Source organism: Leeuwenhoekiella palythoae, from assembly GCF_900130045.1.
Classification (GTDB): domain Bacteria; phylum Bacteroidota; class Bacteroidia; order Flavobacteriales; family Flavobacteriaceae; genus Leeuwenhoekiella; species Leeuwenhoekiella palythoae.
Genome location: NZ_FQXT01000001.1, coordinates 197,616 through 209,222 on the forward strand (window position 1 = coordinate 197,616; position 11,607 = coordinate 209,222).

Sequence of the window (11,607 nt, forward strand, 5' to 3'; positions counted from 1 at the left end):
CAATGAGTTTCAATGCCGGTCAATTAACCAATTTACCCAACTAAATCAATTGATTTTTCAACCTATGACAACGATGTAGCATCATCTAAAATCCTATATTTGGCGCCAAATAAAACCCTATAATTCGTCTTAAATATACCCTATGAAAAAAATCGAGAGCATTAGCGTCTTTGATATGCTTAAAATTGGCGTAGGCCCTTCTAGTTCGCATACGCTAGGGCCGTGGCGCGCTGCTCGCAGATGGATTAGTAAACTAAAGGATAAGGGTAAATTTGACAACGTTGAGCGCATTACCGTAGAGCTTTATGGTTCGCTTACGCTTACAGGAAAAGGGCACGCTACAGATATCGCGGTGTTGCTGGGCTTAGAAGGTCTTGACCCGCAAAAATTTCCAATTGAGGATATTAGCGGTGTTATTGAGCGTATTCGAAAAGAGAGAAAACTGAGCTTTAATAGTGAGCGTTTACTAGATTTTGATTCGGAAACTCAAATTATTTTCAACAAAAAGTTTAAACCTTTTCACCCTAATGGTATCACATTTAGAGCTCAGTTGAGTTCAGGCAAACGCACCACAGATACGTTCTATTCAATTGGCGGTGGTTTTGTCGTGCAAGAAGAACGCAAGCGCTCTAAGATAAAACAAGAACAACTTAAAGGCTTTCCATACCCTATACAATCAGGAAAAGAATTATTAGCCTATTGTAAGGCCGAAAATCTAAAAATCTCTGAACTCGTTCTTGAGAATGAGAAATCCTTGAATACTGAGGAAGAGATCAATTTTAGACTGAAGGAGATCTGGAATGTAATGCTGGATTCTATGTACACCGGTTGCCACACCGAAGGTACATTACCGGGCGGACTCAATGTACGTCGTCGTGCGTTTGATTCCCATAAAAATCTGATAGGCGACTGCAACTACACAAATGCTGAAGAATGGATCACTGCAATTCGCGGTACCGAGGTTAAGTTCAGGCAAATTCTCAAATGGGTTTCCTGCTTTGCGCTTGCTGTAAACGAAGTAAACGCTTCTTTAGGTCGGGTGGTCACTGCTCCCACAAATGGTAGCGCGGGTGTGATCCCGGCGGTGATGATGTATTATATGGTTATTGAGAATCACGATGCCAACTTTGAAGACATCAGACAATTTATGCTGGTAGCCGGTGAAATTGGTAGCTTGTTTAAAAAAGGAGCTACTATTTCTGCCGCGATGGGAGGCTGTCAAGCTGAAATAGGAGTTTCAAGCGCAATGGCAGCCGGCGCCTTAACCGAATTAATGGGCGGCACACCGGAACAGGTTTTAATGGCAAGTGAGATCGCAATGGAACATCACTTAGGATTAACCTGCGATCCTATTGCTGGTTTGGTTCAAATTCCGTGTATAGAGCGTAATGCGATGGGTGCCATCAAGGCCATTAACGCTTGTGAAATGGCTCTAGACACAGATGCTCGCAATGCCAAAGTGCCGCTAGATAAAGTTATTGAAACGATGTGGCAAACTGCGAAAGATATGAACTCTAAATATAAAGAAACTAGCGAAGGTGGGCTTGCTGTAAACGTGGCGTTAAGCGATTGCTAGCGGTAAATGCTCTCTTTTAATAACTGTCTAATCGATTTGTCTTCGGCGTAATCATAAACAGTTTGCCGTTTTATGGTCTGTGCTTCAACAAGCGCTCCATTTGCGAGTAGTTTTTTTATGATCTCTGTGTTTTGATTTCCGCCTTTTACCGCCCAATGCAGTGGGGTCTCTCCTATTTTATTTTTCGCATTAATATTCAACCCGTAGTCTAGTAAGTCCTCAATAAGCTGAAGATCTTCTTTATCGCTTTTAAACACAACATAATGTAAGAGCGTATTCCCTTCAAGATCCAGCACTTTGGGATCTAAACCGGCATCCAACAAAACGGGTACTGCTTCTTGAAAATCAGCACGCATAACTCTAAATAGATCTTGATCTTCGGTCATCGCTCCTTTGGCAATACTTAAGTTTAACATTTCAGCCTGCTTGGTTTCTAGAGCTGCTTTATATGCGTAATCCGGATTAGAAACACGATCGATCAAATGAGATACCACTTGAGGCATCCCGTTTTTAACAGCATTAAAAATCAAGGTATTTGTAAGTAAATCATTGGCAGCAAGCTCGATCAACTTTAAGGCTATTTCTTCACTCTTTGAGTCAACAGCCGCCCGCAGTGCTGCTGCGTCAGCCTGAGCACCATAACTTAAATTTGTTTCTACCAGCTTTGCATCTTTAAGCGCGATAAGATCTAGCATAATCGCATCAGGATCCATTTGACGTGTTTCAAGCAGTACTTTGGCCAACTCAATATTCTGGTTCTTTGACGCACTTTTTAAAAGATTTGGGTTTTCAACTACAGCTCCTTTTTCAATCAAATAGTGCGTGATACTGCTATTGCCCGATTGGATTGCCGCGTCAACCGCCAGTTGTGGATCTGCACGTTTTGAAATCAAAAACTCCACTAGCTCCTGATTTTCATTTTTGACGACTTCCGTGAGGTGTACATTGGGATCTACTTCAGCTTCTTTCTGCTGAAAAACATACTTTGCAAAATCGGTTTGATTGTATTTAACGGCAACGCGTAAGGCTGTTTTAGGATCTCCGTTAAAGCGATCTAGACTTTCCTTAAAAAGTGTAAAATCATTTTCCGCAGCAGCGTAATCAAAAGCAGGGGCTGCATTCGCGCCGTGTTCAAGACTTAATCTGACCGCAGGTGTGCTCTTAAAAAGTATTGCTTGTTCTAGTGAAAAGTCTGCACGGTCTTCTTGATCTAACGCTTGACCTAAAATTGCCAAGTTACTATTGGTTATTGCAGTGGTAATCACTTTGTCTGAAAGTTGCGCCTCCCCTTGCTGCAAAAAATAAGAGAATAATGTAGTATCATCAGCTTGAGCAACAACCTCTAAAACCTGTGCCGACGTTGTGGTGACCATTTTAATCTGATCTAAGAGCTCTGAATCTTCAGACTTTAAGGCTTCTTCTAAAATAGTGGCATTAGCCTCCGCTCCAAATTCAATAAACTGTTCGACGAGATCGGCATCTGCGTTAGTTACGGCGAGCGCTAGCATTTCGGTATCAGCAGTAAAATTAGTGATCCCATCACTCATCAGCGCTTTGACTGCTTTATAGTCTTTGTTTCTAACGGCGAAAGCAATATCATTATTCACGGGTTTTGCCCCTTCTCGAAGCAGTGCATAAATCACCTCAGGAGCTTTGTAAGCAACTGCTTTAAAGATCATATTGTTCTTAGGTTTTGCGCCCCGTTCTAGTAATGTCAATGCCTTTTCTTTACTGAAATAATCCGGATCAAAAACCAGATCCAGATCACTGGTTGTAGGTTGCACGCCAAAATCAAAAATTGTATTCAGTACAGCTGCATCATCAAAATTCTGTACTGCTGCGGCAATAACGCCATCCACTGCCCGGGATGCCCCGGCGAGGTATTTTTCTACGATTGCTAGCGTATCTCCTCGTGCCGCAGCAGCGACCAATTCGGAGTCCAAAGCATAATTATAAGGATTCCCGGAAGCTACAATTAGCGTATGTTCTTTAAGTTGTTCTAAACTGTATTTGATGGTAAACACATCGTTATCAATAGTGGTTATCTGAACTTCTTTAAATACAGGTTGTACCAGTGCTTCCTTAAAAGCCGTTCTGGCAGTCTCGGGTCCGCTAATAAATAAAGTGGTTCGGTTTTCACCTTTGACCAACTTTTTAGTATCATCCCAAATGCTGACGTAAGATCCCTTTAATTCTTCAGGCGAAATTGTAAAATCAAGAATCTTGTTAAGTGCAATTTCTTCATCTGTTAGCAATGTATTCAAGTCTATCCCCTGATACTCAATCAAAGGTTTGGTGGTCATAGGTTCACCATTGGCATTAAAACTTCCAAAGAAAAGATCGCCAACATAATTGGTTCTTGAAGACTCTTCTGCCGTTCCCATACTGTTTTTTACAACAGAGATCGCTTTTTGCCGAAAGCGCAACGAATATTTCTGAAAGAATGAAGAACTATGCTCTTGCGCTTGCCAGTTTTTAACTCTGGATTCCGCACGTGCAAGGGCAGTCTCGAGCAAAACTCTTTTTTCTGCTATATCCTCAAGCTCCGGAAAGTTTTGAGGAGTGAGTAGGGTCGTCAGCGGCTTATAGGTTGCTTCGATTATTTGAGCATTCTCAGGAGTTACGGTTTGCTCCCAGCGCTCGTCCCAGATCTCTTTAGAGTCACCTCCTCGCGTAAAACGCTGTGGAGGACCTAACTGAATGTAAGGATCTGTAAGTGTATCGCCACGTTGCTGCTCGCCGACTGCGATGAGTAATTTGGTTTTAAATTCTTTTTCTGAATAGGGAGAATTGACAAAGTTTTCAGACCGAATAATATTACGGGTCAGAAATAGTCCGCCATAGGTTACGCGGGTGGTATAGTGTGTTCCAAACCAACTGAGAAAACCTTCGGCTGTCAAATCGCGACCAAGCCGAGCGACGGCATCTTTAAACTTTTCAGAAATCTGATTCTGCTGAAGCTCTAGCGCAAATAAGCTCTTTTTACGTAACGTATAGACATACAACAACTGATCTTTTTTCTCAGCATCGGCAGTACTATTATACGCTTGTGAAAAATTTGCCGAAGCCACTAAATCTTCAGCATCTAGCCCCAGAATCTTTTGCTCAAAATCATAAGCGGTTTGTACAAATTCATAGCGCAACTCTGAAGCCTTCTCAACAGGAAGCACTGCATTGGACTCATTTTTAGTCTCAAAAACAGTGAAAGGAACTGAGCGAATAACTGATTTATGCCCGGGATCAAGAGGATCCAAAAAACGTATATCAACGCCAAATCCGGGCGCTCGTAGCGTATCAATAGTTTGCTGCCCGCAACAAATCTGGAAACCAAATAGTACAAGAAAATAGAATAAGTAACAGGAGCCCCTCACGGTTTATGAATTTAAAATTAACGCTACGAGGGGATTATTAAGGGAGTTTGAAGATAGTTAAATAACTGAAAAACACAAAGCTATTTATTCGATAATCGAGACTGAGATGTCGCAAGGCTCGTCCCGAATTCAATAGCAGTTATATAAAATAGCTTATGCGTTAACACAAAAGCAGATTACTTACAACCTTCTTGATGTCTGGTATCAACAATGTAAAAGATCTTCCAGGTATTGTCATCCCAGATCATCTGAAAATTATTGACTCCGCAATGGCTTATTTCGTTGTTTATATAGAATTCATAGGGCGTCCATACGTTAGCCATTAATACATCAACACGTACTTTATAATCCAGAATGCGTTCTTCAAAATTTACAGTATCAGGAATCCCGGCGATCGATTTTAAAAAGGAATCAAAACTGCTGGTTGAAAGTTTTACCGAGCCTGATTTAGACAACCCAATAGATTGCATTTTAATCGAATCATAAACCAATTCTTTCATAGCTAAAGTATCCTGCTGATGAAATGCATTAAAAAATGCAATTACCACTTCTTTAGCCTGCTCAGGCTCTTGAGCTTTTACACAGCTAAATGAAATAATAAAAACGAGCGTAATAATTCTTTTCAAAGTGATGGTTTTTAGTAGCGGTTTGACAGTTAAAATACTAATGCATTAACACCCTTGCTTTTATATTCAAAGCTTTCTTTTTGGGGCAAAACGTGAGTAATTTACTACTTTTACGCGCATTTAAAAATTGTGCTATGTCAGCAGCAAAAAAAGAATACAAAAGAATTACGGTTAAATCTTTAACCGAAATGAAAAGTCAAGGCGAGAAAATCGCAATGCTTACCGCATATGACTATACTACAGCTAAAATTCTAGACCGTGCCGGTATCGATGTAATTTTAGTTGGCGACTCTGCCTCTAACGTTATGGCAGGTCACGAGACCACGCTACCGATCACTTTAGATCAAATGATTTACCACGCATCATCGGTAATTCGTGCTATAAAGCGCTCTCTAGTGGTAGTAGATCTCCCCTTCGGAACCTATCAGAGTGACCCTAAAGAAGCACTTCGTTCTGCAATTCGCATTATGAAAGAAAGCGGCGGTCACGCATTAAAATTGGAAGGTGGAAAAGAAATTAAAGAGTCTATCAAACGTATTCTACACGCTGGAATTCCGGTGATGGGACATTTGGGGTTAACACCACAGTCTATTTATAAATTTGGTACGTACACCGTACGCGCTAAAGAAGAATCTGAAGCTCAGAAGCTTAAAGAAGACGCACTACTTCTAGAAAAATTAGGCTGCTTTGCGGTGGTTTTAGAAAAAGTACCGAGCAAATTAGCTAAAGAAGTAGCCGAAAGTCTTACTATTCCTGTCATTGGTATCGGCGCCGGTAATGGCGTTGACGGTCAGGTTTTGGTAATGCACGATATGCTAGGAATGAGTAAAGAATTCAGTCCGCGCTTTTTACGCAGATATTTAGACCTGCACACCTTGATGACCGGTGCGTTTGAGCAGTATATTACTGATGTAAAGGCTGTTGATTTTCCTTCTGAAGATGAGCAATACTAAGTTGTCTTTCCTCTGAAAAATCAAGCAATACATAGCACAAAAGAGAATCTTCAAGTCATTTATGAAGACAACCATATTATTGTCGTCAATAAACGGCCTGGAGATATCGTACAAGGTGATAAAACCGGAGATAAGCCACTTAGCGAAGTGGTAAAAAGTTATATCGCAGAAAAGTACAACAAACCGGGAGCCGTTTATCTCGGCGTCGTGCATCGGTTAGACCGCCCTACGAGTGGCATTGTGATCTTTGCACGTACGTCGAAAGCCTTACCGAGACTCAATAAGCTGTTTGCGGCAAAAGAGGCAAAAAAAACCTATTGGGCATTAGTAAAAGAAAACCCGCCTAAAAATTCAGATAGGCTGGTTCATTATTTAAAACGAAATCCTAAGCAAAACAAGTCGTACAGTCACATCAACGAAGTGCCTGACAGTAAAAAAGGAATTTTAGAATACCGTGTACTCAAAAAACTGAACACATATTCTTTATTGGAAGTCGATTTACATACCGGACGCCATCATCAAATCAGATCCCAATTATCAGCGATTGGATGCCCGATCAAAGGCGATTTGAAATATGGTTTTGACCGAAGCAATCCTGACGGAAGCATACATTTACACTCACGCAAATTAACGTTAGTACATCCTGTTCAAAAAAAAGAAATGACTTTTATTGCAGATCCGCCACTAGATGATAATTTATGGAGAGCCTGTTTAAGTGATTGATAACTCTAGCTTTAATTGAAATTGCTGCTACTTATAAGTTGCCTGCCTCTGGGCAAATACTTGAAGATTTACTTGGATAATAATTCTTATTTCGAAGCCTCCCGATAGCTAGTCTTACATCCTATTTAAACATTTGGAGATACCAATAAAAAAAGCTCTTTCTTGCGAAAGAGCTTTACTATATAATTTTATAACTTTCAGAAAATTAAGCTGCATTGTTATGCGGAGCCCAGTGTGAGCATAGCATTTCTGGAGCTGCTTTCTGAGGATTTGCACAAGTAGGACCGTGAAAACGAGCACAGTTAGCGCAATTAGGATCATTTTTAAGTTCTGCTTTCATTGAAAAACTATCACAAGTGTAACCTGCAGTTACTTGTACATCGTGAAGTTTACATTGATTTGATGCTGTTAAATTTTCGCAATTTGAACAACTATTTCCGAGTCTGATAGCCATAACGTTTCTTTTTTGGATTAATACTGAAGTAAAAGTACAGGCTATTCTAGCAAGAATGAATTTAAATAGCTGATTTTGAATGATTTGTATTTAGATTGTTTAAAAACAATTATTCCTTTACACTCACAGTCAACCGTTTAGGCTTTCGGTTTAACATTACGTAAACTTTCTATGATCACTGCACTAATGATCAAAACTCCGCCTATTATTGTGCTCCATTGTGGCATTTCCCCTAAAAGTAAAATCCCTAAAGCGATCCCATATACCGGCTGCACACTACTTATAATACTTGCAGTAGTGATGGAAAAATGTCTAAAGGTCATTAGAAATAAGGTATGCCCTAAAGCTGTAGTGAGCAAAGCTAAGGCTAAAAGCCAGACGAGATTTTCCTGAAGTGCTTCAACATTGGTTTGAAAACTCAATGGAATTAATGCAATTCCTACAATAAGTGCTTGATAGGTCATTAATAAACTACCGTGATATTTTTCCACCTGTTTTTTCATCAAAATATTACGTAAAGCATACGCCAATGCCGAACCTAAGCCAAAAGCTACCGCCTGTGTATATTCATTCTCAAAATCCAGATCAGGTATTAAAAAAGCAATCCCAGCGAGTACAAGCAATCCCAGAAATAAATGGATTTTCTGAAATGGAAGTTTCAACAACAATGGTTCTAAAATACTGGTTAACGCGGGATAGGTGAAAATGGTAAGCATTCCAATAGCGACATTACTCAGTTGCAATGCTTTGAAATAAGCGACCCAATGAATGCCCATTAAAATTCCGCCTAAAATCACCTTAAAACGATCTTCTCTATCTATTTTTAGACTGATCCTTTTCCATTTTAAAAATAAAAACAGAAAACCTACTGCTAAGAGTGCGCGCCAACCTATAGTTACCACAGGTGGCAAAGTGACCGCTCTCCCTAAAACACCACTAGTACTTACCAAGAGCATTGCCAGATTAAGCTGTAAAATATTTTTGATATAGGAATTTTGGGTTTGGGTCAAAACAAGAATTTTCTTCGAACACTAGCGATTAAGCAAAGATGCTTTTTCTTTAATAATATCGGCAACAGGGCGGTTTTCAATTCGGCTATCCAACCAAGAAAGAATATCAAGGTACAAAAATGCTCGGCGCTCGTACGGATCATCTTCATAGACTTCTAGCCTATTCCGTAATTTTTTGAATTCATTTTTCAATTCGCCCGGGAAAATCTCACCTAGATTTCTTAGGAATTTGATCATCTCTTTTTGCACCTCGTGCAGGTCATCCATCTTGATCAAAAACTTATAAGTGCTACGTAAAAGCGTTTCTAAATGATAATCCATTCCGGCTTCATAATGCGCCACAAGATTAAGAATACGTGCAAAACACATTAAATCTTCGCGCATTTTGAGCGACTTATTGTTGATGATTTTTCCAAGATACTCGATGCACTTTTTATTCTGACCATTTCCAAAATACAGACTAGCGATCTTGTAATAAAACACCATTATATGGTGTTCATCCATGCGTTGCCCCGACTGCTTCAGGTATTTTTCAATTTTTTCTATGAGTCCGTCATCTGTACTGAAATCACCCACCATAAATTTATGATTCAGCTTATGCGAGTACACATATAGAAATTCTAAAATCTCCAAATTATCGCTATGCGGAAAGTCTGTAGATGCTAAACGCGTTTCTAGTCGAGCAAGGACTTCTTCAAATTTGGTGTGATGTTTCAAGAAGAATAACGACTCTAGCAAATAATGATTTCCCTTAAGATAAAACACCGGATTACGGGCGATCATTGACGGTGTTTCTTCAAACAACTCTACGTAGCGCGTTGCATATTTAAAGCAGCTTAAAAAATCCTGAATTAAAAAACTATACCAGAGATAGGCCTTATTCAACCATAGTTTCTCCCGAAATCCTAGATCGCTCATTTTATACTTAGGCATCGACTTCGTGAAAAATTGAGTGATCTCTCGTTTCTCTTCATCACTACGCACATAGCCGGTTTTCAACATCAATCCATACAGCTGAAGCGATAAATTAGAGAGTTTGCTGGTCATCAGATTCTGCTGACTAAGGATCTTAGCTTCGTTTGCTAACTCTTCTGAGCGGGTACTCATACTGCGCGTGATGTATTGACTTTCGATCACTTTTTCAAGCTCAACGATCTCATAGGCCACATTTTTTTCTTCATTCTCAATTGCCATATGCTTGGCTTTCTCCAGAAGTTTTAAGCTTTGTTGATACAAGCCTTTTTGATAAAGCACCGTAGCAAAATCTAACTGTTCTCGTATTTGAACACGTATATTTTGATGCGCCGGACTCAAGCGCAGCGAGATTAAAATCTGCTTATAGAGATGCGCTTTTAGATTAGACAGCTGTTGTTTCTTGACAATATTCTGCTTAAAAATTTCGCTTTCATCATAGGTATTCATTTTATCCAGCAGGTTAAAAAGCTGTAAATACTTAGAATCTGCGTTTCCGTCCAGGCGACCTACGTAAAGTTTAAATTGTCGTTTTTCAGACTTTGATAACGACTTGATGAGCACGTAAAGCGAATCTTTTGAATCATTTGCTGTTGTAATGATTTTACGCATAAAATATTGTTTATCAGTACTTTAAATAAAGACGTTTTTGCTTAAACATCGTAGGTTATTTTGCTTTGGTAACCTCAAAAGTACTACCAATATATATATTCACACTTAAATTGAGAAAAAAAGCACTATGACCGATAACAAAGTCCAAATTTTTGACACAACACTACGAGACGGGGAGCAAGTCCCAGGCTGTAAATTAGACACCCAACAAAAGCTAATTATTGCAGAACGTCTCGACCTGCTGGGTGTTGATGTTATTGAGGCCGGTTTCCCTATCTCTAGCCCCGGTGATTTTAAATCTGTTGAAGAAATTTCGCGTTTGGTAAAAAACGCAACGGTATGCGGTCTTACCCGTGCCGTTAAAAAAGATATTGAAGTAGCTGCTGAAGCTTTAAAACATGCTGTAAAGCCACGTATTCACACAGGAATTGGTACCAGCGACTCGCACATTAAATACAAGTTTAAATCAAATCGTGAGGACATTATTAAACGCGCTTACGATGCTGTGGCTTATGCAAAAACCTTTGTAGAAGACGTAGAGTTTTATGCTGAAGACGCTGGCCGTACAGACAATGAGTATCTGGCACGCGTTTGTGAAGCTGCTGTAAAAGCAGGTGCTACGGTGCTTAATATTCCTGATACTACAGGATACTGCTTACCCGAAGAATACGGAGCAAAAATGAAATACCTTATGGAAAACGTAAAAGGTATTGACAAAGCCATTCTATCTTGCCACTGTCATAACGATCTGGGCCTTGCAACTGCCAACTCGATTGCCGGTGTGGTTAATGGTGCGCGCCAGATAGAATGTACTATAAACGGTATTGGCGAACGTGCCGGAAATACCGCTCTTGAAGAAGTCGTGATGATCTTACGTCAACATCCGGACTTAGGTTTGGATACTAACATCAATTCTCGTCTACTTTGGGATACCAGTAAAATGGTAAGTGACAAAATGGGAATGCCGGTACAACCTAACAAAGCGGTTGTGGGTTCTAATGCTTTTGCTCACAGCTCAGGGATTCACCAAGACGGTGTGATCAAAAACCGCGAGACTTACGAAATTATGGATCCAGAAGAAGTTGGTGTTACCGAAAGCGCCATCATTCTTACTGCACGTAGCGGTCGCGCAGCTTTAGCGTACCGTTCTAAAAAAGTAGGCTACGAATTAACCAAGCTTCAGTTAGATGATGTTTATGAGGTCTTTCTTAAATTTGCAGATAAGCAGAAAGAAATTCACGATGAAGACATTCACGAGATCATGAAAGAAGCAAAAATTCAGACGCAAGTCGAAGCATAACACATTATAA

The 11,607-nt window shown here is 39.9% G+C and carries 9 protein-coding genes; 4 read left to right on the plus strand and 5 right to left on the minus strand.

Annotation, left to right across the window (positions count from 1 at the left end):
• Positions 1–142 precede the first annotated feature (142 nt).
• A complete protein-coding gene (locus tag BUA96_RS00870; RefSeq protein ID WP_072979367.1) occupies positions 143–1,576 on the plus strand; it encodes an L-serine ammonia-lyase in 1,434 nt (477 codons plus the stop codon).
• On the opposite strand, the gene BUA96_RS00875 is transcribed toward BUA96_RS00870, so the two are convergent.
• Both BUA96_RS00875 and BUA96_RS00880 read right to left on the minus strand, forming a co-directional pair.
• Positions 1,573–4,830 (minus strand): ankyrin repeat domain-containing protein, encoded by a 3,258-nt coding sequence (locus tag BUA96_RS00875; RefSeq protein ID WP_164916938.1) that lies wholly within the window; start codon positions 4,828–4,830, stop codon positions 1,573–1,575. The two genes, BUA96_RS00870 and BUA96_RS00875, sit on opposite strands and share 4 nt — an antisense overlap.
• Before the next feature lie 293 nt (positions 4,831–5,123).
• Positions 5,124–5,573 carry a 3-methyl-2-oxobutanoate hydroxymethyltransferase gene (locus BUA96_RS00880; protein WP_072979371.1) on the minus strand — a complete coding sequence of 150 codons (450 nt, stop codon included), beginning with the start codon at positions 5,571–5,573 and terminating at the stop codon, positions 5,124–5,126.
• 134 nt (positions 5,574–5,707) lie between these two features.
• Between BUA96_RS00880 and panB the strand changes: the two genes are divergently transcribed.
• Positions 5,708–6,526, plus strand: a complete 819-nt coding sequence (gene panB, locus BUA96_RS00885; protein ID WP_072979373.1) for a 3-methyl-2-oxobutanoate hydroxymethyltransferase — start codon at positions 5,708–5,710, stop codon at positions 6,524–6,526.
• Positions 6,527–6,538: 12 nt separating this feature from the next.
• Positions 6,539–7,249 (plus strand): RluA family pseudouridine synthase, encoded by a 711-nt coding sequence (locus BUA96_RS00890; RefSeq protein WP_072979375.1) that lies wholly within the window; start codon positions 6,539–6,541, stop codon positions 7,247–7,249.
• A gap of 205 nt (positions 7,250–7,454) precedes the next feature.
• Here BUA96_RS00890 and BUA96_RS00895 read toward each other — a convergent pair whose 3' ends face one another.
• From BUA96_RS00895 to BUA96_RS00905, 3 genes are all read right to left on the minus strand, one after another.
• Complete coding sequence (locus BUA96_RS00895) at positions 7,455–7,703, minus strand: hypothetical protein (protein ID WP_072979377.1); 249 nt, start codon at positions 7,701–7,703, stop codon at positions 7,455–7,457.
• A 137-nt stretch (positions 7,704–7,840) separates the two neighbouring features.
• A complete protein-coding gene (locus BUA96_RS00900; RefSeq protein ID WP_317041282.1) occupies positions 7,841–8,713 on the minus strand; it encodes a DMT family transporter in 873 nt (290 codons plus the stop codon).
• A gap of 21 nt (positions 8,714–8,734) precedes the next feature.
• Entirely contained in the window at positions 8,735–10,297 is a 1,563-nt protein-coding gene (locus BUA96_RS00905) for a hypothetical protein (protein WP_072979381.1), read from the minus strand.
• Between the two features lie 127 nt (positions 10,298–10,424).
• Here BUA96_RS00905 and BUA96_RS00910 point away from each other — a divergent pair, with 127 nt between their 5' ends.
• Positions 10,425–11,597, plus strand: coding sequence for a 2-isopropylmalate synthase (locus BUA96_RS00910; protein ID WP_072979383.1), 1,173 nt, complete (start codon positions 10,425–10,427; stop codon positions 11,595–11,597).
• The last annotated feature ends 10 nt before the right edge of the window (positions 11,598–11,607 follow it).

Coding starts and splice junctions, on each gene's coding strand:
- BUA96_RS00870 (WP_072979367.1), top strand. CDS start 143: ATGAAAAAAATCGAGAGCATTAGCGTCTTTGATATGCTTAAAATTGGC.
- panB (WP_072979373.1), top strand. CDS start 5,708: ATGTCAGCAGCAAAAAAAGAATACAAAAGAATTACGGTTAAATCTTTA.
- BUA96_RS00895 (WP_072979377.1), bottom strand. CDS start 7,703: ATGGCTATCAGACTCGGAAATAGTTGTTCAAATTGCGAAAATTTAACA.
- BUA96_RS00905 (WP_072979381.1), bottom strand. CDS start 10,297: ATGCGTAAAATCATTACAACAGCAAATGATTCAAAAGATTCGCTTTAC.
- BUA96_RS00910 (WP_072979383.1), top strand. CDS start 10,425: ATGACCGATAACAAAGTCCAAATTTTTGACACAACACTACGAGACGGG.